The 24,159-nt window shown below is 62.4% G+C and carries 22 protein-coding genes; 3 read left to right on the top strand and 19 right to left on the bottom strand.

All coding sequences use genetic code 11. From position 1 onward, the window contains the following. Window positions 1–20: 20 nt before the first annotated feature. The 19 genes from HU718_RS11485 to HU718_RS11395 form a co-directional block, all read right to left on the bottom strand. A complete protein-coding gene (locus tag HU718_RS11485) occupies window positions 21–452 on the bottom strand; it encodes a curli assembly protein CsgF (protein ID WP_016987875.1) in 432 nt (143 codons plus the stop codon). Next, window positions 449–841 carry a curli production assembly/transport protein CsgE gene (gene csgE / locus HU718_RS11480; protein ID WP_102902831.1) on the bottom strand — a complete coding sequence of 131 codons (393 nt, stop codon included), beginning with the start codon at window positions 839–841 and terminating at the stop codon, window positions 449–451. Before csgE ends, HU718_RS11485 begins: the two co-directional genes overlap by 4 nt. Further along, window positions 838–1,377, bottom strand: coding sequence for a type II secretion system protein (locus tag HU718_RS11475; RefSeq protein ID WP_122597819.1), 540 nt, complete (start codon window positions 1,375–1,377; stop codon window positions 838–840). Before HU718_RS11475 ends, csgE begins: the two co-directional genes overlap by 4 nt. Continuing rightward, the gene (locus HU718_RS11470; RefSeq protein WP_095124774.1) at window positions 1,352–1,726 is read right to left on the bottom strand and encodes a type II secretion system protein; all 375 of its coding nucleotides are present in this window, start codon (window positions 1,724–1,726) and stop codon (window positions 1,352–1,354) included. The genes HU718_RS11475 and HU718_RS11470 overlap by 26 nt, the downstream gene beginning before the upstream one ends. 5 nt (window positions 1,727–1,731) lie before the next feature. Then, entirely contained in the window at window positions 1,732–2,205 is a 474-nt protein-coding gene (locus HU718_RS11465) for a type II secretion system protein (RefSeq protein WP_150707378.1), read from the bottom strand. A gap of 2 nt (window positions 2,206–2,207) precedes the next feature. Next, a complete protein-coding gene (locus HU718_RS11460) occupies window positions 2,208–4,055 on the bottom strand; it encodes a secretin GspD/PilQ domain-containing protein (RefSeq protein ID WP_186613479.1) in 1,848 nt (615 codons plus the stop codon). Continuing rightward, the gene (locus HU718_RS11455; RefSeq protein WP_186613481.1) at window positions 4,052–4,564 is read right to left on the bottom strand and encodes a hypothetical protein; all 513 of its coding nucleotides are present in this window, start codon (window positions 4,562–4,564) and stop codon (window positions 4,052–4,054) included. The genes HU718_RS11460 and HU718_RS11455 overlap by 4 nt, the downstream gene beginning before the upstream one ends. Then, window positions 4,564–5,112 carry a GspMb/PilO family protein gene (locus tag HU718_RS11450; RefSeq protein WP_186613483.1) on the bottom strand — a complete coding sequence of 183 codons (549 nt, stop codon included), beginning with the start codon at window positions 5,110–5,112 and terminating at the stop codon, window positions 4,564–4,566. Before HU718_RS11450 ends, HU718_RS11455 begins: the two co-directional genes overlap by 1 nt. Continuing rightward, window positions 5,099–5,644, bottom strand: coding sequence for a PilN domain-containing protein (locus HU718_RS11445; protein ID WP_038364874.1), 546 nt, complete (start codon window positions 5,642–5,644; stop codon window positions 5,099–5,101). The genes HU718_RS11450 and HU718_RS11445 overlap by 14 nt, the downstream gene beginning before the upstream one ends. A gap of 1 nt (window position 5,645) precedes the next feature. After that, window positions 5,646–6,449 (bottom strand): hypothetical protein, encoded by an 804-nt coding sequence (locus HU718_RS11440; protein ID WP_186613485.1) that lies wholly within the window; start codon window positions 6,447–6,449, stop codon window positions 5,646–5,648. Continuing rightward, complete coding sequence (locus tag HU718_RS11435) at window positions 6,430–8,136, bottom strand: GspE/PulE family protein (protein ID WP_150731376.1); 1,707 nt, start codon at window positions 8,134–8,136, stop codon at window positions 6,430–6,432. The genes HU718_RS11440 and HU718_RS11435 overlap by 20 nt, the downstream gene beginning before the upstream one ends. Before the next feature lie 81 nt (window positions 8,137–8,217). Beyond that, window positions 8,218–8,748, bottom strand: a complete 531-nt coding sequence (locus HU718_RS11430; protein WP_007919379.1) for a response regulator — start codon at window positions 8,746–8,748, stop codon at window positions 8,218–8,220. 219 nt (window positions 8,749–8,967) lie between these two features. Then, window positions 8,968–9,729: a peptidylprolyl isomerase gene (locus HU718_RS11425; protein WP_150731375.1), complete on the bottom strand. Its 762-nt coding sequence runs from the start codon at window positions 9,727–9,729 to the stop codon at window positions 8,968–8,970. Between the two features lie 15 nt (window positions 9,730–9,744). Beyond that, window positions 9,745–11,295 (bottom strand): ABC transporter substrate-binding protein, encoded by a 1,551-nt coding sequence (locus tag HU718_RS11420; protein WP_150731374.1) that lies wholly within the window; start codon window positions 11,293–11,295, stop codon window positions 9,745–9,747. 9 nt (window positions 11,296–11,304) lie between these two features. Then, entirely contained in the window at window positions 11,305–11,925 is a 621-nt protein-coding gene (locus HU718_RS11415) for an SCO family protein (RefSeq protein WP_150731373.1), read from the bottom strand. Beyond that, on the bottom strand, window positions 11,922–12,572 hold the full coding sequence (locus HU718_RS11410) for an SCO family protein (RefSeq protein ID WP_095120160.1): 651 nt from the start codon (window positions 12,570–12,572) through the stop codon (window positions 11,922–11,924). The genes HU718_RS11415 and HU718_RS11410 overlap by 4 nt, the downstream gene beginning before the upstream one ends. Before the next feature lie 14 nt (window positions 12,573–12,586). After that, window positions 12,587–14,509, bottom strand: a complete 1,923-nt coding sequence (locus HU718_RS11405) for a YncE family protein (protein ID WP_186613487.1) — start codon at window positions 14,507–14,509, stop codon at window positions 12,587–12,589. Window positions 14,510–14,851: 342 nt separating this feature from the next. Continuing rightward, the gene (mnxG, locus tag HU718_RS11400; RefSeq protein WP_186613489.1) at window positions 14,852–20,686 is read right to left on the bottom strand and encodes a manganese-oxidizing multicopper oxidase MnxG; all 5,835 of its coding nucleotides are present in this window, start codon (window positions 20,684–20,686) and stop codon (window positions 14,852–14,854) included. A 200-nt stretch (window positions 20,687–20,886) separates the two neighbouring features. Further along, entirely contained in the window at window positions 20,887–21,495 is a 609-nt protein-coding gene (locus HU718_RS11395) for a lytic transglycosylase domain-containing protein (protein WP_095047584.1), read from the bottom strand. 205 nt (window positions 21,496–21,700) lie between these two features. Here HU718_RS11395 and gspG point away from each other — a divergent pair, with 205 nt between their 5' ends. From gspG to HU718_RS11380, 3 genes are all read left to right on the top strand, one after another. Next, a complete protein-coding gene (gene gspG / locus HU718_RS11390; protein WP_095120156.1) occupies window positions 21,701–22,129 on the top strand; it encodes a type II secretion system major pseudopilin GspG in 429 nt (142 codons plus the stop codon). Between the two features lie 14 nt (window positions 22,130–22,143). Beyond that, a complete protein-coding gene (locus tag HU718_RS11385) occupies window positions 22,144–23,331 on the top strand; it encodes a type II secretion system F family protein (protein WP_150707366.1) in 1,188 nt (395 codons plus the stop codon). A 75-nt stretch (window positions 23,332–23,406) separates the two neighbouring features. After that, the gene (locus HU718_RS11380; protein ID WP_186613491.1) at window positions 23,407–23,964 is read left to right on the top strand and encodes a hypothetical protein; all 558 of its coding nucleotides are present in this window, start codon (window positions 23,407–23,409) and stop codon (window positions 23,962–23,964) included. Window positions 23,965–24,159 lie beyond the last annotated feature (195 nt).

The following is a 24,159-nucleotide window of genomic DNA, read 5'->3' as shown; positions in this document are numbered from 1 at the left end:
TCCCCGGAACCGTCAGCCCGTCATGGGTTGAGGCCGTTCACCTGAATTTCCGAAACCTCACCGGTCGCTCGATCGGTCACTTCAATGCTCAGTGCCCCGGAGTCGTCGATGACGTTGACGATAAAAGAGTCGGTGGACAGGCTCCCCGTGTTGCCAGTGGAGATGTTGTCCAGCAACTGCCCTAGCAGCCGCGATTGCAATTGACTGGTGAAGCGCTCCAGCGCCGAGGTGCCGGCCACGCTCGAACGGCTTTTCAGGTCCGGATCGTCGTGATCGTTTTGCGCCTGGGCGTTGTTGAGCAACCAGGTGCCGTTGAGCGGGTTGCCGCCGAACGACGGATTGACCGGTGTGTAGACCAGTTCGGTGGCCTGGACGGCAGCGGCGCTGGCGAGCCCGATCAACAACCCCGAGATCCAGAATCCGCTGCGCCGTGAGAACGTTGTGCTGTTCATAGTTCGTCCTTCTCAAGGTCGGTGGTGTCCTGCAACAGAGCCTCCAGCTTGCGCTGGACAACCTGGCGTCGAACCCAGTCGGCGGCCGCGTAGGCCTCGTCCTTCAGTTCCACGGTGTTCGGCGGCAGGAAGCGCCGATAAACCAAGCGTTGCTGATATTCCACGGTCACCAGGCTGCCCCAGCGCGCGTCGGGCCGCTCGCGCACCACCAGGTTGAAATCCATCGGGCTGGTGTCGCGCAGGCGTTCACTGAACGAGTAGTAAAAGTCGTGGCCGATGTGCGAGATCGTGTCGTCGACGATAAAGCCCATCATTTCGTCTTCTTCACCGGCCTGGGCGCAGCACGCCGCCACGGTGAGAATCAGAGCGCACCACCACTGACGAGTCATGGCTGCAACGCCTGTGGCAGATTCGACTGGCCTTTCGCCGGGCCATTGGTGCCGTCGAGGAAGGCCTTTTCGGCGACGAACTGCCAGTCCGAATAACGCTGCATGCCTTCGAAATCCGACCACTGCGTCGGGAAGCCCGATTGCTTCAAAGGCAGCTCGGTCGAAGGACTGTTGAGGCCGGTGATGCGCCCATCAAAACCACGTTGCAGCGCCCATTCACCCTGACCGATCGGGTCCGGATAGAGCTGACGCAGGTGATGCTTGGCCTCGGGAAAACGCTGATCTTCAAGCAGATCCGCCAGTTCTTTCGGGTACTGCGCCAGCCCCGGCGAACTGCGGTAGTAGCTGCGCAGCGCCTGTGCGTACTGAGTGCCGACCCAGAGCAACTGGCGTTCACGGTCGCGACGTGAAGCGGTCGACCACAACTCGCCAGCACTGGCCAGGCCCATGCCCATCACCACAATCAGGAACAGCACGCCCAGATAGGTGAAACCACCCTGCTGCGCACGGTTACCACTCGGAATACTGGCTGCCATCACGCGCCCTCCCGGTAGCACCGCTCTTGATGTCGGCCACACCGCCCGCGACGCCGTCCGGTGGTGCGATCAGCACCCACTGGTCTTTGCGTTCGGTGATCGGGTCCAGTGGCGCATTGCGCAGGTAACGCTGTTCGATCAATTGCTCGATGGAGTCGGGATAGCGCCCGGTGTCGCCGTAGTAGTGATCCAGCGCTTCGCGCATCGCCGACAGGCTCTGGCGCAAGGTGGTTTCCTTCGATGCCTCGAGACTGTTGAAGTAGCGCGGCAGCGCAATGGTCATCAGCGTGGCGATGATCGCCATCACCACCATCAGCTCCAGCAAGGTAAAACCTTTTTCCCGGCGCATGAGGTTCACCACTCGCGGTAGGCGATGCCGTTGAGGCCCTTGCCGCGCGCCGTGGAGTAGACGTCGAACACGTCTTCACCATCGCGCGGGTTCTGAGCCGAACTGTTGTAGGCGCGCACGCCCCAACCCCCTTCGTCATCACGTTTGGCCGGCACCAGCGGATCGCGCGGGATGCGGCGTAAAAAGTAGAACTTGGCGCCTTTGGCACTGCGCACATCGCGCACGCCTTCGACCAGTACTTGCAGATTCGGCGGGTAACCGCTGCTGTTCAGCGACTTCTCGATGTAGCCGGCATCGAAGGCACGCTTGTAGGCGTCGATGCCATCGCGAATCTGGTACAGCGCGTTGCGCAATTCCTGCTCCTTGCCACGCCGCACCAGAGTCTCGGTCAGTGGCGCGGCCATGCTCGCCAACAGGCCGATCAGGGCCAGCGTCACCACGACTTCGATCAGGCTGAAACCGCGCTGGGAGGCGTTCATGATCAAGGCTTCTCGACGGTGACACGGGTGGTGGCCACGGCCGACTCACCGACGGCACGCGGCTGCGCGGCCGGCGACGGCATCACGTAACTCTGCGAACGATCCGGGGCCTGGATGTGCATGCTGGTTTCGGTGCCGGTGGAGAACTCCATGTCCGACGGGCTCTGATACGGCAGGTTGCGCACGATCCGTGGGGTGATCGACAGCACCAGTTCCGATTTGCCGACGGTGTCCTTGTTGCTGCCGAACAGCCGGCCAATCCCTGGGATATCGCCGAGGCCCGGAATCTTGTTGCCGGTGGCGCCGTGGTCGTTGCGCATCAGGCCGGCGAGGATCTGCGTTTCGCCGTCATGCAAACGCAGCGAAGTTTGCGCGTTGCGGGTGTCGACCTGCACCGGGATCGTGCCCTGCCGGGTCGGCTCCAGCGGCGTCGCATTACTCACTTCCAGGGCGATCTTGATCGCCACTTCGTTGTTCAGGTGCACGGTCGGTTGCACTTCGAGTTTCAGACCGACATCCAGGTAAGTGACGCTCTCAGTGATCACCGGGCCTTGCGTCGACGGCACCGAGGTGGCGCTGATGATCGGCACACGCTGACCGATGTGGATGCGCGCCTGCTCACGGTTGCTCACACGAATCACCGGACTGGCGAGGGTGTTGATGTCGTTGTCCTGGGCGTTGATTTTGGCTTGCGGCGACGGCGAGATCGAAATCCGGCTGGAGTTGATGCCTTTCAGTTGATCAAGCAGGGTCACCGCCGAACCGTCGCTGTTGACCACGCCGAAGGTGTTCGGCCATTGCAGGCCGAGGTCGAGGATGCGTTGAGTGGCGACTTCCATCACTTCCACTTCAAGCACCACTTCCGGGTTGGACTGGTCTTGCGACTGCAGCAGTTTCTCGGCCATGCGCACAGCGTCTTCGGTGTCGCGCATGGTCAGGGTGTTGAGGCGTTCGTCGACGAACACATCGCGGGTCTTGAGCATGGTTTTCACCATGTTCAGCGCGGTGTTGGCGTCGATGCTGGTCAGGTAGAAGGTGCGCATCACCAGTTCCTGGTAATCCTTCACTTTCTGCGGCGAATCCGGGTAGATCAGCAAGGTGTTTTCGTTCACCACTTTCTGGTGCAACTGGTTCTGTTGCAGCAGCAGGGTCACGGCGTCTTCAATGCGCACGTCACGCACGAAGATCGTCGCTTTCATGTCCGGGCGCAGGTCTTTGTCGAAGATGAAATTGAGCCCGGCGACCTGCGACAGCACTTCGAAAATGGTCTTGAGGTTGGCGTCGCGAAATTCCAGAGTCACCGGGCGGTCAAGCTTGGTGCGCAGTTGCGGATAGGCAATCACGTTGCGGCTCTGCACCAGACGAATGTTGCCTTGCAGCTCCAGCGCACCCTCGTTGTTGGGGTCGAGTTCGAGGATCTGTTTGACCTGCCGATCAGCGCCGTAGATGTCGCCGCGACGCAGGTCGCCACGGGCCAGTTCCAGTTTCTCGTCCATGCTGCGCAGGTAATCCATCTGCTTCAGGGCATCCTGAGCGCGGCGGTTGTTCGGTTCGATGGTCAGCACGCGGTTGTAGGCCACCCGCGCCGAAGCGAAGTCGCGGCGCGAGCGGTCAGTGTCGCCGGTCGTCAGCAACGCGGTGATGGCCTTGGCCCGACCGCTGTTGAGCAGCAAGTGCAGCTCGGTGTCCCGTGGATTTTCGCGCAGGCCTTCCTCAATCCGCGCCAGCCCCGCCTCGTATTGACCCTGTTCAATCAGGTCGGCGGCTTCCTTGTTGGCCACTTGTGCAGAACTGCACGCGGCCAGCCCGGCACACAGGCCCAGGCTCATCAGCAAACGGCAACGGTTCATTGCGTACTCCCCACAGACAGGGTCTGCGACAAATGCAAGGGCAGGTAGACCAGACTCAGTTCCAGATCGGAAATGCCGGTGATCTTCCAGGTGTCGTCGATCACATCCCCGTTGCGCACGACGTAGATCTTTTCGCCGTTCTGCAAAAACACTTGCAGGTCGCTGCGGTCATGCAGCCTGCCGACGAACTGAAACGGCACCGGTGGCAGGCTCGGGGCTTGCACCACAGTTGCTGGATTGATGGCCATTTCGGTTACCGTGGCCAGAATTGGCGCGGCCTTCCAGGATTTGGCCGCGAACAGGTCGCCGGCCGGGCTCAAGTCCTTGATCGACGCATCCTTGACCTTGGCGGTGCTGGCCGGCAGCGCGCCCCGGGTTTTCCCCGGCGTGGCGACGGCGACTTCGTTGGAATCGGCGTCTTCGCTTGGCGAGAAATATTCCGGCAACCACGCCAGCGCGGCCGCTACGCCGAAGAACGCCAACCAACCTGTCACGCGTTTGGTATTCATCACGACCTCGACAGGTAAAGGGTCATACGGATCCGGCCATTGAGGTCGGTGTCGCCAATCTTCTTGCGCTGCAACTCGAGGTCTTCCACCACCACCGCCGGCAACTGACCAAGCAAGGCATGCAGAAAGCGGCGCAGTTGCGGGTAGCTGCCGCGCACTGGCAACAGGATCTGATAACGCGCCAGATGGGTTTTCGGATCGACGCCGAGTGCATATTCGCCGCGTGCCAGAGTGATGTGTTCTTGCGCTGCGAGGGCGTAAATGCGGTCGATGGCGACGGTGGCTTGCGGCTGCGCCGGCAGTTTGTTGCGGAAATCGTCGAGCTGACGTTGTGGCACTACGGGCGGCGCGATGCTGCCGTCTTCAACCTTGGCCAGATACGCGCTCGCTTCCCGAGTCTGCAGGCTCAGGTGCTGCAATGATTGCCAACCCGGCAGCAAACCGCCGAGTGCCCAGGTCACGGTGACCAGCAGCAGCGCCAGCCCGGCCAGGCCCGGAACGCCGAGGCCTTGCAGGTATTCGTGGACGATCAGTCTAGGGATTCGCATCGCCAATCTCCCAAGTCGCCGACAGGTTGAATTGCACCGGTTGCTCCGGCGATTTGACGACGATCTCGTGGCTCAGCAGCGAGACGTCAGACAGCTCGTCGCTGGCTTCCAGACGTTTGTGGAAATCGAGCATCGCTTGCAGATCCCGCGCTTCGGCGCTGATGCGGACCTGGCCTTTGCGCGCATCCGGGGTCAGGGTCAGCAGCGCGACGTCATCGCGCGGCATCGCTTCGAGCATGGCGAACAGGCGTTCCCACGGCCGGCGCAGTTGCTGTGAGACCTTGCGCATCTCGGCGAGGTTTGCCGCTTGCTCGCGGGTTTCCGCCGGGCTCAGGGTGGATTTGGCAGCGCTGTCGCCGGTGAGCTGACGCTGGGTGGTTTGCAGGTGGCCTTGTTGCTGTTCGGTGTGCGCGTCGAGGTGCTGTTGCACGCCGAAGCACAGTAGCGCCAGCAGCACACCGCCGCCGAGCAGGCTCCAACCCAACGGGCCGGAACGTGGGCGCGGTTGAAAATCGAGATTGAGCGCACGCATGTCAGGCCACCGCCCGGGACATGACGTACAAGCCGTCACGCACGTTCATCGAGTCGTCTTCAAGGGTGCGCAGTTGCACACCCGCCACGTCCGGATGCGCATCGAGGCGCGCCGGGGCATGCAGATAAACGTTGAAGGCGCGTTCGCTGGTCGAGGCTTGCAGCTGGCGTTCGCGACCGATCAGGGCATTCAACGCGGCATCGCTGTCGCTGCCGCCCACCGAACGCACGCCGGCCCAGCGCCCTTCCCTCGCCAGCAACAACACACTGCGTTGCGGCTCGGCGACGACGAACAAGAAGTCGCCGGCATCAAGGCTTTTATCGAAGCGGTTGAACGCCGCCATCAGGTACGGCTGCACCGAGCGCAGACGCAACCCACGAGCGCTGACCAGCGTGCGCAAGCGTTCAAGCAAGTCTTGAGGCAAGGCACTGGCGATGCGGTCGTAACCGGCAGGCTCGGCGGACAGCACCAGACTCCACGGCTGGGTCGGCGCGCCAAACAGGTCTTCAAAACACAGTTGGGCAAAGCCGCGCAGTTCCTCAGGGCTGCTGATCTGCGCGCTCCATGGCACCAGGCAGAAACGGCTGAAGTGCCCGGAGATGACCACGCTCAATTCGGCACCGGCGCGGGCGTGTTCACCGAGCAGGCGATCGAGGGTATCCAGCGCCACCGCGTAGCTCTGGAAGCTTTCGTCGATGTACCCGACGCTGCCCAGCCACAGGGTGTCGCTGCCGCGCCGCTGACCGAGGCCAACACCGCTGGCGCCGAGCACGGCGACAAAACGCTCACGCGATAAAAGTGACACGATTGATCTCCTCCAGCGTGGTGCGACCTTGTTCCACCAGCTCCAGCGCCGATTCGCGCAGCAGGCGCAAACCACGGGCACAGGCCAGGGCTTTGATTTGTTTGATCGGTTGGCGCTCGACGATCATCTGGCGCAGCTCGTCGTCGAGGTGCAGCAACTCGGCAATCGCCGTGCGCCCGCGATAACCGCTGCCCCGGCAGTGCCCGCAGCCCTTGCCGTGGACGAAGTGGTAATGGTCGACTTTCTGTGGATCGAGGCCCGAGGCGCGCAGTTCTTCATCGCTTGGGTTGACCGGCGCGCTGCAACTGGCGCACACCAAACGAATCAAGCGCTGGGCGAGAATTGCGTTGAGCGCCGAGACCAGGCTGTACGGGTCGATTTCCATTTGGGTGAAGCGGCCAATCACGTCGAAAACGTTGTTGGCGTGGATGGTGGTGAACACCAGGTGGCCGGTGAGCGCCGATTGCACGGCGATCTGCGCGGTGTCCGGGTCACGGATTTCGCCAACCATGATCTTGTCCGGGTCGTGGCGCAGGATCGAGCGCAAGCCCCGGGCGAAGGTCAGGCCTTTCTTCTCGTTGACCGGGATTTGCAGTACCCCCGGCAATTGATATTCGACCGGGTCTTCGATGGTGATGATCTTGTCCACGCCGTGGTTGATCTCGGTGATCATCGCGTACAGCGTGGTGGTCTTGCCGCTGCCGGTCGGGCCGGTCACCAGGACCATGCCGTAGGGTTCGGCGGCGAGGCGGCGCAACTGGCGCAGGGTTTCATCTTCAAAGCCCAGCGCCTGCAATTGCACGCCGCAGACCTTGTCGGCCAGATCCTGTTTGTCCAGCACCCGCAGCACCGCGTCTTCGCCAAAGATGCTCGGCATGATCGATACACGAAAGTCGATCTGGCGGCCGCTGATACCGATCTTGAAACGACCGTCCTGCGGTACGCGTTTCTCGCCGATGTCCAGCTCGGCCATGACCTTGACCCGCGAGATCACCTGCTCGGCGAACTCGTTGCCCTGGACTTTGCTGATGTTGTTGAGCACACCGTCGATGCGGTACTTGATCACCAGACCGTTGCCGGTGGTGCCGAGGTGGATGTCGCTGGCGTGCATTTTCAGCGCGTCGTAGAGGGTCGAGTTGACCAGTTTCACCACGCTGCTGGCGTCTTCGCTGATGCTGGTCAGCGACAGGCTTTGCAGGGTGTCGATTTCGTGGTGGGTATCGCCCTGGGCGTTCAGCGATTCGACCGCGTGGAAGCTTTCTTCGTGGCGGGCCAGATAGGCCTTGAGGTCATCGGCGTGGACCAGATGCAGCGGCGCGCCATGCAGACAATCGTCGATCCAGGCCAGCCGCGCCGGGTCGAAGGGGTCGGCAAACACGCCGATGACTTCGTCGTTGTGGCGCAGCAGGATGAATTCACGTTTGAGGCATTGTGCGAGGGTGACCCGGTCGAACACCGGCGTCGCTTGAAACAGGCTGTCGGTGTCGAGCACCGGGTAATGCAGGGTGGCGCCGAGGGTGTGAATGAACGGCATCGGCGCCAGTTCACAGAGTACGCCAAGGGCTTCAAGCACGCGTTCGCCGGAGGTGGCGGCCCGCGCCCGGGCCTGGGCAAGCTGTTCACTGGAAAAGCGCTCGGGGGCGCATTCGGCCAGCAGCGGTTCGACGACAACGGACAGACGTTCCATGGCTTGCTCTCCAACCGGGGCTTAGTGCCCTGTCGGCGCGGCAAACCTTGGCGGCAAGTGCCGGAACGTCTGATCGCGCCATTACTCCCCGGTGAGCATTTGATCGTCGTCCGGCGCCATGGATTGCGACTGCCGTCGCCGATCCGCCAACACCCAACTGCCATCGTACAACTGCAACGGGAAGCTCTCGGTCCTGCTCTGGCGTCGTTCGACGAAGCCCTCGGAAGGGCTCGCACCGGGTTTCGCTTCGCGCTTGATGCCCAGAAGGTCGCAGACAGCTCGGGCCAGTTCCGCCAATGGAAACGGTTTGAACAGGATGTGGCTGACTTGCAGTTGCCGCGCCCGCTCACAGACTTCAGCGGTGGGGTGACCTGTTATCAGCACAAAATTACACGTCCTGTTCTGGCGGACCGCGTCGAGCACCTCAAAGCCTTCCATATCGGGCAAGCGGTAATCGAACACCAGCACGTCGGGGGCGAACGTTTCGGCCAAACCGATACCCGTCGCTCCGTCATGTGCAATCCGGACGTCCAGCCCCTGCGCCGACAGATAATCCTGAAGGTTCTGTGCAAGCAGCTGTTCGTCTTCGACAACCAGTACTTTGTTAACCAAGGTCGACTCCTTGAAACAGCAGGTCCGATGACCCCGCCCTGAGAGTGCGCCTTACCAGGGGTAACGCACACTTCATGCCAGGCTGAGTGCCGGTGATTTTACGTCTTCATGTCCTTGAATTTAATGACAATGCCCGCTCGTCCCGGTACCCCGTTCCCCAGAAACGGGGAAGCACCTGAATGGGCATCGAAGCCATTCCCCACTATTGGGGGGGAACCTTCAGTCGTCGTCAATTCGTTCGATCCTGTTCTGCACTCGTAATTGCGCGAGCACCTGACGACGAGCCTGGGTCTGTTGCTGTCGGGCGAGCTGTGCCCTGACTGTATCCAGCCCCTGCAAATCTGGGACATCGGCGGCCTCCAGGTGGTTCGGCAAATAAATCACATGCCAGCCGAACGGTGAACGCACCGGATCGCTGGCAAAACTCGCCCCGCTGACAATCGAGGCGCGCATTTGCAACAAGCGTAGACGCGCTTCAGCCACAGTGGCTGTATCTGCTTGCGCGGGCACACGGATCAGCAGGTGGCGGGGTTGCAAGGTGTTGGCGCGGATCAGTTCGGCGAACATCTGCTGCGCCGCCATTTCGCGGCGGGTGTACTCGGTGAAGGATGCCTCATCGAAACCGGCGTCCTGCAAGCGCCGGACGAATTTATCCGCGCCGCCGATGGCCATGCGGGTTTGCTCGATTTGCTCGCGCACCACTTGATCGTCAATCTGCACACCGCGCTTTTGCGACTCCTGCCACAGCAGTTCTTTGTCGATCAGCGTTTGCAGCGCTGCCTGACGCAGCTCTTTATAGGCCCTGGGGCTACGAATGCTCGCCACGGCGCGGCCCTGATCTTCGAGGTATTCGGCGAAAAAGCGCTCGAAGCGAAATCCGGAAATCTCCTCGCCATTGACCCGCGCCACGGCCGGTTCGTTATTGGCCCACGCCATCGGCAGCCAACAGGTCAGCAGCATTATCAGCGTTGTGAGCTTCATGATCGGGCCCTCCATTCAGGGGCTGGCAACAATCGGTTTATAGGGTGCGACCAGATAAAAGCGCTGATCCGGCAAGTCCACGGTGACCACATGCGCGCCGCTCAAGCCCAGGCGTCGGCCGGGGCCGAAACTCAGGCGCGGGGTCAGGCCGGTGTCGAAGTCGTGCAGGCCTTCCAGCGCCGCCACCAGTTTTTCCCGGCTGGCGTCACGGCCAGCCTGTTTCATGCCTTCGCTGAGCAGCAGCATCGAGGCGTAGGCGCCGACTTGCAGCACCGCATGCTGGGCGCCGAGGCCCTGGCCTTCGCGCAACAGGGTCAGGGCCATGCGCCCGGTCTGGGTCCAGTCGCTGGGCACGAACGGATAGGCGAGAAACACCCGTCGAGTAAAGCCGTCGGGCACTTGCAGCAGATCGCCGGCCACTTGGCTTGAAGCGGCGAACAGATACGGCACTTGCCCGGCGCTTTGCAGCCGCGTCGCCAGACGACTGAAGCCGCCGCCAGTGCCCAGATAAAACACCGAGCGCGAACCCAGCGGCAGCGCATCCGCCGTCGGGTCGTAGGCTTGCAGATGGACTTTTTGCCAGCCGTGATCCTGCAAGTACTGGCCGAGGTTTTGCGCGGCCAGCGTTTGTGCAGGGTCATCGGGATAGGCAATCAGCGTCGGCCCTTGCAGCACGCGCAAACTCGCCGTGGCGTAGTCGGCCAGGGCGATCAGTTGCTCGCGCAGGCCGGGCAACGGTTCGAAAATCTGCGGACTGGCCTGCACCGATCCGAGCAATGACAAGGCGCCAATCAGCGGTACGCCAGACTGCTCCAGTCGACTCGCCAGTTCGCTGTCGAGAGCCGGCGCCAGCGGCGCGATCAGGGCGAACACCTGCTCCTGCTCGATCAAACGCTGCAACGCCTTTCCGGCACTGGCGCGATCCGGGCCGGGGTCGATCACCGTCAGGCGCAGTTGCCGGCCATGGATACCGCCAGCCTGATTGATCCGCGCGACGCTGCCATTGAGCACCGCTGCCACTGTCGCGCCCTCCTCGGCCAACGGGCCTTGGCTGGGCAGCAAGGTGCCCAGGTGCAAGGTCTCGGCATCGAGGCCGGGGTCACGCTCATCGGCGAGGCGTTTGAGATAGGCGGTAAGGTTGCGCTGATCCTTCATCGACAGCAGAAAGCGCGGCATGCTCGGGTCGAGACGATTGTGGCCGGGGTCGCGACCCTGCTCGATGGCAATGGCCAGAGTGCTTTCGCTGTAGGCCGGATAGCTGCGCCCGTTGACCTGTTGCTGGCCATACGTGCTGGTCAGCCGCGCCCAGTTCAGCGGCGGCGGACGCACCCCGCCTTCGGGTCGGCCGAGGCCATCGGCGCCGTGGCAATTGGCGCACGGCAGACTGGTTGCCGGCAGCAACATATCCGCCGCACCAACCCGCGCCATGATCGCTTCGCCGCTAGCTGACAGGCCTTGGCGGTACAGGCGTTTGCCTGCCGCTTCCTCCGCAGTCAGCGGCGCAGCGCTCGCGCCAAGGCTGACGCCAGCGAGCAGGATCAGGGCGAGTACACCGCTCAGGTTCATGGCGCGAACTCAGCGGCCAGCCACGGGCATTGTCAGCAACTGCAAGCGCTGGGCAATGGCGGCGGCCGGGGCATCGGGGCGGATCTTGCTCCAGCGTTTATTGGCGACATCGCCGACGATCAACTGCGTGGAGTGTTGCTCGGGGGTCGGCACGATCTGGCCGATGCGGCTCAAGACCAGGTCCATCTGCGCCTTGTCGCCAGTAAGAAAAAGCCAATGAGGGTCATCGGAACCCTGCTTCAAGGTGTAAGCCTTGAGCACCGCTGGCGTGTCGCGCAGCGGGTCACTGGTAAGGGAAATGAAGGTGATGTCCTGTGCCTTGTCACCGAGCAGCTCGCGCACTTCCTTGAGCTTTTGGGTGATCAGCGGGCAGGCATCGTTGCAGCTAGTGAAGATCACGTTAACCAGGACGATGCGGTTTTGCAGCGCATCGCTGTAGAAGCGCAGGGTCTCGCCGTTCTGATCCTGCAACGGCGTGTCGGTGAACCAGGTTTTCGCGTCGTGGGTGCCTTTGGCCGGCGCGGCAGCCACGGCGGCTGGCGGCTCAGAGACATGGCCTTCGTGAGCGAACGCGACGTTGCTGAGAATCCAGAAACACACGGTCAGGGAGATCCAGTCGAGCAGTCTCATGGCTGTTGCTCCATGGCGATGGCGGTGTGTTTGGCGTGGGTGCGCAGGCCGCTGAGTTTTTCCACTTCCTTGGCCAGCAGCGCCGGATCAGTGAAGCCGTAGTAGCGCATCCAGTGGCGGCTGTCGCCGTCGCCGACGAGGATCAGCGGTTGATGACTCTTCAGGTCGCCGCTAAAACTGCCGAGGCCCTTGAGGGTTTCATTGATCGACTGCGGCGAACCGGTCAACCAGCTCCAGCCCGGCCCGCGCTGGAAGGTGCGCGCATAATCCTGCAGGCGTTTCGGGTCGTCGCGCTGTGGGTCGATGCTGATCGACACCAGTTGCACTTCCTCGCCGACCCGCGCACCGAGTTGTTTCTGCACCTTGCCCATGATCGACGAGACCACCGGGCACACCGTCGTGCAACTGGTGTAGATAAAACTCATGACGACGATTTTGCCCTGCACCAGGTCTTGTTCGAGGCGCACGGTTTTACCGTTTTGATCTAGCAGCGGCACGTTGGCGAATTTCACCTGGGCATGTTCCTGGGTGTTGCTGGCCGGGGCTTTGTGTCCGGCGTGTTCGTCTGCCGAGTGGGCGTTGGCGTGTTGAATGCCGAGGCTCAACAGGCACAGGGTCAGCAGGCCAGTGGATGCAAATCGGTTCATGTCGAAACTCCTCTTCAACGGGCCTGGCCGGGGGCTACCCGAACACTGGCAAAGGTCTTGTCATCGAAACCGGCGCCCAACGAGGCCGCACGCACATGCAGATACCAGGCGCCGCTGCGGTCGAGGGTGATCGGCGCTTCGTACACGCCGTCGGCGACTTCCCGCGCCGCCACTTCACGCGGGTGCGAGGTGGGCGCGAGGTAGTAGCGCAGTTGCACGTCTTTGACGCCGCTGCGTTGGGTTTTGTCTTTGCCTTGGACGATGCGGAAACGCACGACGTAAGGGTCGTTGAGTGCCACGGCAGTCTTGTCGAGGAGGAACTCGACTTTCGGCTGGCCGAGGTGTTTTTGCGGTTTGCCGTCAGGATCAATCTGCGCGGTGAAGCAATGAATGATGTTCGGTTGGTTGAGCAGGAACGCCACGTCGAAACGCCCTGCTGCCGGCAGTTTCACCCGCGCGCTGTAGAGGCCCGGCGAGACTTCGCGCAGGCTGCGATCGATAACCATGGCGGCGCGGGCGATCTGGCCACGGTTGGGGTAACCGGACATCGGCGCGTTCATGCCTTCGGCGTAGAAATAGGTGGTGTTGTCGACCGGGTTGACCACGAACACCGCGTTGTCATCGCGTGACACCGCCAGGCTTGAAGCCAGCGGTAAATCTCCGGCCATACGCGGTGGTTGCGGGCCGGCTTCGAATCCCTGGCTGATCGGCTGACGCCCTTCGCCGAGGGAGGACAGGTTGATCATGGTGACTTTCGGTGAAGCGAGTCCGCGGATGTAGGCGTAGGCCTGGGTGAACACCACTTGGTAGGGTTCGGCGCTGACGTCCAGATCATGGATGACGCTGTTGGTCGCGGCGTCGATGACGCTGGCGCGGTTTTCCACTGTGTTGAGCACCACGCCGAAGCGGCCGTCGGCGCTGAAGCCCATGGGGCCGAGGCCTTGTTGCAGTTTGATTACCCGGCGGACGGCGTGGCTGCTGGCATCGATCACGGTCACCGTGCCGTCCTTGCCATCGGCCACGTACACCGCGCCGGACAGCGCTGAATAGGCGACTGACAGCGGATGCGAGCCGGTTTTGATCTGCTGGACGATGTTCAGGCTGGCGATGTCGATAACGCTGACGGTGCCGTCGTCGCGGTTGCTGACGAAGGCAAAACGGCTGTCCTTGCTGAAGCTGATTTCGTGGTGGCCGCGCCCGGTCTGCAAGTGTTTGAGAGGTTTGAGGCTTTGGCTGTCGATCACCGTCACGCCGGAGTCTTCGGCTTTGCTGGCGTTGTTGCCGATCCACAGCAGGCATTCGTCTGGTTGCAGCGCCACGCGCACCGGTTGGCTGCCGGCCTTGATCGAATCGAGAACCTTGAATTGTTCGCTGTCGATGACGGCCACTTCGCCTGCCGTTGGCATCGAGACGAACACGCGTTTGTTGTCTTTTGGGGTGACCCAATCCATCGGTGGTTGCTTGAGTTCGATCCGCGCCAGGGTGCTGGTGATGCCGCCGACCGAGACCGACGGATCGACCACGGCGATGCTCGCGTCGCGGTTCATCACCAGCAGGAAATAGCTGTTGAGGTCGAGCAACGGCCGCGCGCCGATGTTGGACTTGAGAAACACGCCGACCCGCGCTTTGCAGCTCTGGTCGCGGCCCTGGGCTTGATCGGCGGCGAGGGTTTGCGGATCGACCCAGGCGCCCGGCGCTACCCCGGACAACGGCTGGCCGGAAGCGCTGTCGGTGACGCGGAACTGCACATCGGCGAATTCGCCTTCACGCAGTTTGCCGTCGGCGGCCAGTGGCTTGAGATCGAAATCCACCGCCACGCCATCACGCTTCAGCGTCTGCCCACTGCCGTTTTGCGCCAGCGCAATCTCGCTCAGCGTCAACAACGCCCCGGCCACGGCCAGGGTGCAAATACCGATGATGTTGATGATCCTGTTCATATCATCCTCCCCTACACATTCAAACCAAACGACGCGATCCCTGTGGGAGCGAGCCTGCTCGCGAAGGCGTCTTCAGCTGCACCCTTGAAACCGAGTTGCCCCCATTCGCGAGCAGGCTCGCTCCCACAAGGGATTTGCATTCCTACCGCATCCTCACTGCCCACCACCGGCCCCTGTAGGAGCGAGCCTGCTCGCGAAGGCGTCTTGCGCCACACCCTCGAAAACCGGGTTGCTCCCATTCGCGAGCAGGCTCGCTCCCACAAGGGATTTGCATTCATCCCACTCTCTCACTGCCACCACTGCCCACAAGGGATTTGCATCCACCGGGACATTGCCGTTCTGCTACTGCCCCTGCGGTGCCGGTTCCGGTTCGTTGGTCACCCGCAGCAGTCCCCATAACCCGGAGGTATTGCCGTAGGCGCCGTAGTCGCGGAACAGGTAATCCCCCGGTATCGCATTGCTGCCGCCAGCACTCGGGATCATGAAGCTGAAGTGCGCGGCCGGCAGGATGCTTTCGTGGGCGCCGATGTACATCGACATCGGGTTGTAGCCGAAGCGCACCGAACCGACGCCCGGCGTGCCCATCGGATAACCCCCGGTGTCGCTCTTCTCGGCCTGGAACGGGTTCACCGACCAGACATGCCCGTCGAGCTGGAACGTGGTGCCACGACTGCCACCGCTCGGCATCAGAATGTGCGTCCGCAACGGCTGCCCCGGTTTGGCGTAAAGCACCGGTGTCTGCGGATCGCCACCCACCAACGCATTGCTGTAGGCCATGTGCGCATTGCTCATGTCGCCGTAACCCGCGCCGTCGGCATGACCGAACGGTGCATCCGGGGCGAGGCCGAAGCGGTACCACAGCGGTTCGGTCTTGTAGTTGATCGCCATGCTCGAGTTGTCCTGCGGATCGGTCGGCACGCCGAAGCCTTCAGCGGCAATCCCTTCCACCGGCCGACCATTGGCCCAACGGGTGTTCAACGCCTTGTGCCAGACCATCGCAAAGTCGCGGTAGCTGGTTTGTCCAGGCGCGGTGACCGTGGCGTTGACCTTGCGCGCATCGTCGACCCACGTCGCGCCGATCGGCAGGATGCTCATCGCCCCGCCAAGGCCTTTTTGCGGCTGCTTGATCACGTCCGCCGGGGTGATGTTCAAGCCGCCGAACTCCACCGCCGTGGCGTTGATGTTGTCGACGCTGCGCCCCAGTTGAGTCACCGGTTTGCCTTCACGCTCCAGGTGCCCGGCGTAGTACTGATAAGTACGGGTCGGGTACGCGCCGCTGCTGCCGACACGCGGTGGCACGGTCTGGATCGGGTTGGCGCCGACGTTGGCGCCGTCGGATTTGGTGATGTCATACGCCAGCAACTGCGCGTGCAGGCCGACGTGGCTGGACGGCCGCATCAGGTTGTTGCTGAAGGTGGTCGAACCCAGACCGCTGTTGCGATCACGCTTGACCATGCCCTGCATCACAGCCGTCTGGGTCAGGTCAGGCATGACGCTCGGCAGGCGGTTTTCCAGAGTGATGTTGATGCAATCTCCCGCCGCTGCGCGCAGCACCAGCGGTTCGACCGGGATGCCGGGTTTGAGCTTGCCACTCACCGGATCGAGATCGGATTTGCGCACATACAGAATCGCGGTCGGGTCATGCAGCGGCCCGCTCTGCCCGCCGATGGTGATGGTTTCGCCATCCTCCGGATCGGTCACGGTGACTTGTGGAATGCTCACCGTGCGCGAGTTCAGCACCAGGGTGCCGCCCGCTGGATTCAGCGGCCCGCCGACATGCTGGCCAAGCCCTTCGGGATCGCCGATGGTCAGGCCCAGCGTATTGCCGAGAATGTCGTTGGCCAGCGCCGCGACCACTTCATAGTTGCGCTGCACAGTCGGCCGAGTGCCAATGCCATTAGGGTTGGCGCCATAGCGCGGGCAACTGCCCTCGAACGCCACAGTGTTGCGCATGCCCGCCGGGCTTGGGTTGTTCGGGATAGCGAACAAGTCGCTGCGTTTGGCGGTGTAGTTGCGCATCACGCCCCAGATACCGCTCCAGTAGCCTTCGATCGAGGCGTCCATCGAGTACAGATAGTCGCCCGTGGTCGCCGCCGAACTGGACAGCATCGACACCGGCGCAATGAAGCCCATCTGCTCGGAGATGCCGATCATTTGCGACGCGCGCCAGCCGGAGTTGGAGCTGTTGCCGAAACCGGAACCGCTCTGCAGCCATTTCACACCGTGCAGGGTGACGTTGTGCTCTTCTTCATGGCCGCCGGCATGCACCCGCAGCCGCACGTTGTCGCCGGTATAGGTGCGCAGCATCGGCGTGAACGGGTCACCGGGTTCGGCGCCGCCCTTGTTGATGTGTGGCGGGAACAACGTGGTGCCGCCGGTAGGGCCGGTCGCGGAGGTGAGCAGATTCGGCGCCAGGTTCATCGCCGGGATCGCCCGGTCGGTACGGCTTTGCATGGCGAACGACAGATCGCCACCGAGGCCGTCGGCCTGCATGCCGCGCTTGCCGTCCGGGCCGACCTTGTTCGGGTCGTACACGCGCAGAGCCAGCGGTTCGTTGCGATAGTTGACGACGAACATGCCCGGGTCATCCACCGAAATCGCCTGCGGACATGGCCGGCTCGGGCAGCCCGGGACCTGACCGCCCTGCACTTCCAGCACACCCTCAAGCAGGTTGCTGGCGTTGTTGCGCACCGGCGGGTTGATTGCGTAGCGGAAGCTGTCGGCGGTGGCCGGGAACGCTTGCGCATTCGGCACGCCGTTAGGACCAGCCCCCACATAGACGCCAGCTTCATAGGCGTGCTGGAAGTCGCTGTACTCGAGGAAGAACTCGCGGAAGCTGTCGTTCTTGCCATCGCCGTCGAGGTCACCGGTGTTGATCACCGCTTGCCACGACGTCGGCCCACCGTCCTGACGCGCGCCGCTATAGAGAGGCTCGCCGGTTTCGGCGTGGAACCAGGTGGAACCGGCCGGCTCGGCGAGCACAGTCGCGTACAGACCGATCTGTTGGTGCGTCGATGGGCCTAAGTGGTCGTGGGTGAAGATCGTGCCGAGGCCGCGATCGACGCCTTTTGCATTGACCACCGGATCGACGAACCAGCGCTGCATCGCCGTGCGCGCACCGAGCCAATCGGCGCGCCCGTATTGGCCGAAGAACGGATGGTTCTTGGCTTTCGGGCAGGCCTGAGTGCCGTCACGTGGATCGGTGCCGGCGCACTGGTTGAACTCGCGGATCGCGTGAATGCGCTCCTGCACGGCGCCGGGCGAGAGCACGCCGTCCTCGTAGTTCCAGCCGTTGGACGAGCCGTCCGCCGAGGTCAGATCCCACTTCGGCAGGTGAATGTGCTGGCCGATCACGTCGGTCGGCGTGCGCACCTGATAGTCGTCCATCTCATAGGTGGCCGGCACCAGGTTGGTTTGCTGGTATTGCACGCAATCGAAAGTGTTCATGCGCATCACCAGCGGTTCTGGTGGACGCTGCTTGGTGATCACCGGCCAGGCGTCTTCCCACAGCGCGAGAATGCGCGCCTGCGGAAAGTGATAACCGACCTTGTTGTACACCGCGTCGAACTGGATGTTGGCGGCTTTGTAGATCCGTGGGCGGTCGGCAGTGAAGGTCGAGGCGCCGACGAAGGACATGCCGTCGATGCGTTCACCGCTGGCGAATTCACCGCTACCGGCGCTGGCGGTCAGGCGTTTTTGCCGGTCATCCATGCACGGTTCGTAGTACGGTGCACCCGCCATCGGCAAGGCGCCGTTGGTGCGGAACGCCTTGGCCACCACTTGATTGCCGGGCAGCAAGGCGTAGCTTGGGTGATCTTTTTTCGCGTGGAAAGCCATCGCCGCCTGTTCGACTTCGGTGCCTTCTTCCGGCAGGTAAATCGGTTTGGCGCGGGTGACTTCCTTGGAGAAATCCAGCGAGGTGGTCACGGTGTGCGCTTCGCCACCCGCCGCAACGCCATCCAGTGCGTGCCGTTGCAAGCCGCCATCCCAACCACCGGACTGCGCCGGGTCGAGGTTGGCCCACAGCGCTTTGCCGCTGGCCTTGAGCGATTGCGCGGTGGCCGCGTCGAGCATGTCCAGCGGCGGGGTTGGCGGACGCTGGCCGACCGAACTTTCCATGCCGCCGATCCAGAACGGATAGCCAGGGTTTTTCAGGCTGCCGTCGGCATTGCGGTTGGCTTCGCTGCGATCGACCAGCGCCAATGAGCCGATGGCTTGACCGCCGGCGTTGCCACCATGGTGCTCGCCGTCGTCATCGCCCTCTTCTTCATCCTCGTCGTCATCATTGCCGGCGATCAGGGTTTCACCGATTTTCGGCACCACCACGACTTTGCCCGGCATTGGCGCCATGGCTTTGCCCGGAAGCGGCACGATGGCCGGAATTGGCGTACCGGCGACGATTTCGCCATCGGGCAAGGCCCGTGCACCCGCCGCCGGTTTGCCACTGCGCAAGGCAAACGGTTCGCTGTGGTAACCGTCGGCGCCCTGCTGCGAAACATCGAGTCGAGTGCCTTCTTCGAAGACATCGTGCACCCGCCACATGGCCCACATGCCTTGGGCAAAGTGCGGATAGAAATGGCAGTGATAGATCGCATCGCCGGCCACGCGGTTGCGGTTGCCCGAACCACCGTTGGCGATTTCATAGGTATAACCGGCGCCCGGGCCGATGCCCTGGGCATCGACGTAATCGGAGTTGTCGTCGTTGGGGTTGAACAGCCACTGATGGCCGTGCAGGTGGAAGATGTGTTGCTCGTGGCCATTGTGGGTATTGCGGAATTTGACGAAGTCACCGATGTAGCTGTGGTTGACGTTCGACGGCTCCGACGGATACAGGGCCATGGTCGCTTTCACACCGATCTGATCGGCGCGCGGTGTCTGGCCGGGGGCGATGTTCTCAAGCCCGGTGTTGGCCGGCACATCCACCAGCATCGCTACATCGCCAACGGTGTGGGAACTGAGGAAAAACTCTTCATAGGCACACGACAGGCAGTCGTGCATCGGCCCCACGCCCAAGCGGTTGGCGACCACTTCGGCGCCCATGCCGCCGGAGCCGTAGTTGATCATGAACGAGTCGCGGGTCGGCTCCAGCACATGGGCCATCACCGGGTCGGCCCAATAGGCGGGGAATGCTTGGGTGGCGGCGGTTTCATCCTGGAACTGCGAGGCAAAATCGCGGAACGCTTCGAGGCGGTTGGGGATCGCCGGGTTGCGTTTTCCCATCGACTCCAGCGGGTAGGTGCTGGACGGGAAGCTGCCGTCGGCGTTGCTGCCCATGACAATCGCATCGCTTTCGCTGGAAATGATTTCATTGCCGTCGACCATGCCGATGATCGGCGTGCCAGCCTTGCCTTCGCGCAACCACGGTTCGCGCTGTGGGTAGCGCGCCTGGTAATCAACGATCGGTTGGCCAGTGGGTGCGCGGCCAGTCGTGGCCAGGCGCATTTCTTCTTCGGTGAGGGTGTTGCGATAAGTGCGGCCACCCTTGGGCAGGACGACGACCTGGCCGAACAAACCATTGGCGACGTTGCCGGCCGCGCCCTCGCCGCCAAACGTTGCGCCACGGCTGCTCACGGCAAACGCGCCTTCACGTTCGGCGAACAAGGTGTAGGAACGGCTCGCGCCGGGAGGCACAAGGGTGTTGGCGTTACGCCCGGTGAACGAAGAAATGTCATCGATGCTGTTCACCGCTTGCAGGCCATTGACCTGGAAACCGACGTGACGATCCGCCACCTGCTCATCGACTTTGAAGTCTTCGGCGCCGTTGGCGTTTTCCGCGCCCTCTTCTTCGCCCTCGTTTTCAAAGTGCTTGTTCGGGTTGGCCTGATAGTCGAGCAGGTTCTGCAGATTGATCGTCAGGCAATCGCCGGCCGCCACGCGTAACACCAATGGCCGTGGGCGCTTGTCCGGGCGCAGCGATACTTTGCCCGGCACCGCTGAACCGCCGTACGCCAGCGACACATCATGCTCATCGACCACGTCGCGACGCAGGGCGTACATCATGCCGTTGGCATTCTGTGCACCGAGGCGGTTGAACATCAGCGGTTGATCGAAGGCGACGACGTTGGCCACCAGATTGCGCTCGCAACGTACGGCCGCGCCGGCCAGCTCGACGCTGAGCATCGAGGCCAGAATCAGCAGCCAGTTAATCAGGGACGGAGCGTGAGGAAAGCCAGCCATGATCAGGAACCTCGTAGTGGGTGCTCGTGGGAACACTTCTCGACAAATGCCTCGGAGCAATCCGCGTGCCACAAAAAATCTCATTAATGTTCAATCAGTTACCGCGACCACTTGAGAATCCGGGGGATATACCCCACCCGTTTTCCCCACTTTTCGGGTGTCATCGGTTTACCCCGAAAGTGGGGAAAACCGGTTGGGGATTACAATGGCGCATCCATCGCCAGGCCCTGCAGACGCCGGTACTGACGCAACACATTCGGTACATAACGCTGGGTTTCGGCGAACGGCGGAATCACTCGACCACGGCTGAGCACCGCGTCGGGACCTGCGTTGTAAGCCGCTACGGCGAGGGCGATGTCGTTGTCGAACAGGGTCATCAGGCGCTTGAGATATTTGGCCCCGCCCTGGATGTTGGCCTTGGGGTCGTAGACGTCGGTCACACCCAGTTCCCGCGCGGTGTCGGGCATCAACTGCATCAGCCCGCCCGCACCTTTGGGCGAGGTGGCGCCGGGGTTGTAACGGGATTCGGCGTTGATCACTGCGTGCAGCAGCGCCTCGGGTAATTGATTGACCTTGGCCGCCGCCGAAACCAGTTCCGCGTAGGGCTGATTGGCGATCATTTGCGGCTGCTGATCGAGGCTGGCCACAGGCAATTCAGCCTCGTGGATCACCCGTTCGTAGGTGCGTCCGGGCCGGTGAACGTTGGACAGTACATAGCTGCCCTTGGCGTCCACCGAGATGAACACATCGGCCTGCGCGGCGCCGCTGAGCAGCACACATCCGAGCAATCCGCTGGCGAGAAATTTCATGTCGGGCCTCCCCGGATCGACCCCGATAAATTGGGGGAAATGCCCCAATGGCCGATCACGTTTGAGCCATACGCAAGCACTGTGCCGACTCTGGAGATGCCCTGATTACAAGGGTTTCAGCCAATCCAGTGATTTTCAGTGGGGCTGAGCATGGCAATTGCATAAGCCCTTCTGGCGACACGGCTGCCACTCACGGGAGGTCATCATGAAGCTGCAATTTCGTCCGCGTGGCCAACGCGGTTTTACCCTGCTCGAATTGCTCGTGGTGCTGGTGGTGCTCGGCCTGCTGGCCGGGATCGTCGCGCCGAAATACTTCGCCCAACTCGGTCGCTCCGAGGTGAAAGTGGCCAAGGCGCAAATCGAAGGGCTGAGCAAAGCGCTGGATATCTATCGACTGGAAGTCGGCCACTACCCCTCCACCGAACAGGGCTTGCAAGCGTTGGTCATCGCGCCAAGTGACGAAGCGAAATGGACCGGCCCGTACTTGCAGAAAAAACTGCCGCAGGATCCGTGGGGGCGTAATTACGCCTACCGCTATCCCGGCGAAAACAGTGAGTACGACCTGCTGTCGATGGGCAAGGACGGCCAGCCCGGCGGCGAAGGCGAAAACGCTGAAGTAACCAATTGGCAGTGAGCGGAGCGAGGCCCATGCGATTTCATGTGAAAGCGGTCGGCAAGGCTGGTGTGGTGTCCTTGAGCGTGGAAGCGCCGGGCGACAGCGAGGCGCGGCGGATCGCCGAGGATCAGGGTTTGCGTGTGCTCAGTTCGCACGCCGACAAGCATTGGCGCTCGCTGAAACTGCGCCAGCGCGAGACCTTCAATCTGGTGTTGTTCAGCCAGGAACTGACCACGCTGCTCAATGCCGGTCTGCCGTTGATCGATGCGCTGGAAAGCCTCGCCGAAAAAGAAACCGCCCCCGCCGCCCGGAAAACCTTGAGTGAGCTGGTACGCCTGCTGTACGAGGGCAAATCCTTCTCGCAGGCATTGGGCCAGTTGTCGGCGGTGTTCCCACCGTTGTACGTGGCGTTGGTGCAGTCCAGCGAAAAGACCGGCGCGGTCGGCGATGCGCTGGGCCGTTACGTCAGTTATCGCCAGCGCATGGACGAGGTGCGGCAGAAGATCATCAGCGCGTCGATCTACCCGATGCTGTTGCTGATCGTCGGCGGTGGCGTGGTGCTGTTCCTGATGGGTTATGTGGTGCCGCGCTTCAGTCTGGTGTTTGAAGGGTTGGGCAATAACCTGCCGTGGCTGTCGCAGGTGTTGATGAGCAGCGGCATGTTTCTGCATGCGCATCAGGCTGAATTCTTCGCTGGGTTGGCCGCGATTGTCATCGCCCTCGCCGTGCTGCAAAAGCAACCGGCGTTTCGCCGAGGGCTGGATCGGTTGGTGGAGAAACTGCCGGCGGTGCATCAACGGATTTTCATGTATGAGCTGGCGCGCTTTTATCGGTCGCTGGGGATTCTGCTGCAGGGCGGGATTCCGCTGGTGACCGCCATGGGCATGGTGCGCGGTTTGCTCACCGTGGCTTCACGGGTCCGGCTGGACCAGGCCTGCGAGCGGGTGCGCGAGGGGCAATCATTGTCTACCGCGCTGGAACTCAATCACCTGGTGACGCCGGTGTCCCTGCGCCTGCTGCGCGCGGGCGAACAGTCCGGCAACCTCGGGCAGATGATGGAACGCAGCGCCGACTTCTACGACGAGGAAATCAGCCGTTGGCTGGAGTGGTTCGTGAAGTTGTTCGAACCGCTGCTGATGACGTTTATCGGCCTGCTGATCGGGGTCATCGTGATCCTGATGTACATCCCGATTTTCGAACTGGCTTCGAGTATTCACTGACTCCGGGAACGGGTCCGATCCCGGCAACAACGCACTTCTACGTTCCCAAACAAAACCACAAAGACGGAGAACGATATGCACATTAAAAAGCTCGTGCTCGCAATGGCCATCGGCGCAGTTCTGTCGGCGTCTACGGTACTCATTCCGGACAGTTTGTCGGGAGTGTCCAGTGTTCAGGCCAAGGAAGGTGGCAGTGGTGGTGGAGGGAGTGGCGGCGGTGGACATGGCGGAGGGGGTGGCGGTAACGGTGGCGGCAATGGCGGCGGGCATGGTGGTAGTGGAGGCGGTGGCGGTGGCGGTGGCGGTGGCGGTGGCGGTGGCGGCAATGGTGGTGGACACGGCGGCAGTGGCAATGGCGGAAGTGGCCACGGTGACGGCGGCAGCGGTCACAGCGGCGGCGGGCAGGGCTCCGGACACGCCGGCAACTCCGCCTCCTCAGGACGCAGCGGCACCCACGCCGAACCAGGCGATGATCGCGGCGTGCACCGGGCAGGCGAAGTCGGCGACGACCATGGCGTCCATCGCGCGGGTGAAGTCGGTGACGACCGGGGCCTGCATGCAGCTGGCGAACCGGGGGATGATCGTGGCGTACATGTCGGCGGCGAGCCGGGCGATGACAAGCGCGCCAACTGATCCATCCTGAAACACCGCAACCCTTGTGGGAGCTGGCTTGCCAGCGATGAGGCCCGATCAGGCAACGCTGTATTGCCTGACACACCGCCATCGCTGGCAAGCCAGCTCCCACAGGGTTTTGTGGTGTGCAAACAATCAGCAGAAAACTACCATCAACTGTGGGAGCGAGCCTGCTCGCGAAGGCTGTGTGTCAGC

It is taken from the genome of Pseudomonas tensinigenes (assembly GCF_014268445.2).
Taxonomy (GTDB): Bacteria; Pseudomonadota; Gammaproteobacteria; order Pseudomonadales; family Pseudomonadaceae; genus Aquipseudomonas; species Aquipseudomonas tensinigenes.
Note: the sequence above shows the minus strand (reverse complement) of the source record. Positions and strands in the feature narration are given on the sequence as shown.

Bases quoted from the DNA above. Each gene is read 5' to 3' on its own strand.
- HU718_RS11485 (WP_016987875.1), bottom strand. From the start codon at position 452: ATGAACAGCACAACGTTCTCACGGCGCAGCGGATTCTGGATCTCGGGG.
- csgE (WP_102902831.1), bottom strand. From the start codon at position 841: ATGACTCGTCAGTGGTGGTGCGCTCTGATTCTCACCGTGGCGGCGTGC.
- HU718_RS11475 (WP_122597819.1), bottom strand. From the start codon at position 1,377: ATGGCAGCCAGTATTCCGAGTGGTAACCGTGCGCAGCAGGGTGGTTTC.
- HU718_RS11470 (WP_095124774.1), bottom strand. From the start codon at position 1,726: ATGCGCCGGGAAAAAGGTTTTACCTTGCTGGAGCTGATGGTGGTGATG.
- HU718_RS11465 (WP_150707378.1), bottom strand. From the start codon at position 2,205: ATGAACGCCTCCCAGCGCGGTTTCAGCCTGATCGAAGTCGTGGTGACG.
- HU718_RS11460 (WP_186613479.1), bottom strand. From the start codon at position 4,055: ATGAACCGTTGCCGTTTGCTGATGAGCCTGGGCCTGTGTGCCGGGCTG.
- HU718_RS11455 (WP_186613481.1), bottom strand. From the start codon at position 4,564: ATGAATACCAAACGCGTGACAGGTTGGTTGGCGTTCTTCGGCGTAGCG.
- HU718_RS11450 (WP_186613483.1), bottom strand. From the start codon at position 5,112: ATGCGAATCCCTAGACTGATCGTCCACGAATACCTGCAAGGCCTCGGC.
- HU718_RS11445 (WP_038364874.1), bottom strand. From the start codon at position 5,644: ATGCGTGCGCTCAATCTCGATTTTCAACCGCGCCCACGTTCCGGCCCG.
- HU718_RS11435 (WP_150731376.1), bottom strand. From the start codon at position 8,136: ATGGAACGTCTGTCCGTTGTCGTCGAACCGCTGCTGGCCGAATGCGCC.
- HU718_RS11425 (WP_150731375.1), bottom strand. From the start codon at position 9,729: ATGAAGCTCACAACGCTGATAATGCTGCTGACCTGTTGGCTGCCGATG.
- HU718_RS11420 (WP_150731374.1), bottom strand. From the start codon at position 11,295: ATGAACCTGAGCGGTGTACTCGCCCTGATCCTGCTCGCTGGCGTCAGC.
- HU718_RS11415 (WP_150731373.1), bottom strand. From the start codon at position 11,925: ATGAGACTGCTCGACTGGATCTCCCTGACCGTGTGTTTCTGGATTCTC.
- HU718_RS11410 (WP_095120160.1), bottom strand. From the start codon at position 12,572: ATGAACCGATTTGCATCCACTGGCCTGCTGACCCTGTGCCTGTTGAGC.
- HU718_RS11405 (WP_186613487.1), bottom strand. From the start codon at position 14,509: ATGAACAGGATCATCAACATCATCGGTATTTGCACCCTGGCCGTGGCC.
- mnxG (WP_186613489.1), bottom strand. From the start codon at position 20,686: ATGGCTGGCTTTCCTCACGCTCCGTCCCTGATTAACTGGCTGCTGATT.
- HU718_RS11395 (WP_095047584.1), bottom strand. From the start codon at position 21,495: ATGAAATTTCTCGCCAGCGGATTGCTCGGATGTGTGCTGCTCAGCGGC.
- gspG (WP_095120156.1), top strand. From the start codon at position 21,701: ATGAAGCTGCAATTTCGTCCGCGTGGCCAACGCGGTTTTACCCTGCTC.
- HU718_RS11385 (WP_150707366.1), top strand. From the start codon at position 22,144: ATGCGATTTCATGTGAAAGCGGTCGGCAAGGCTGGTGTGGTGTCCTTG.
- HU718_RS11380 (WP_186613491.1), top strand. From the start codon at position 23,407: ATGCACATTAAAAAGCTCGTGCTCGCAATGGCCATCGGCGCAGTTCTG.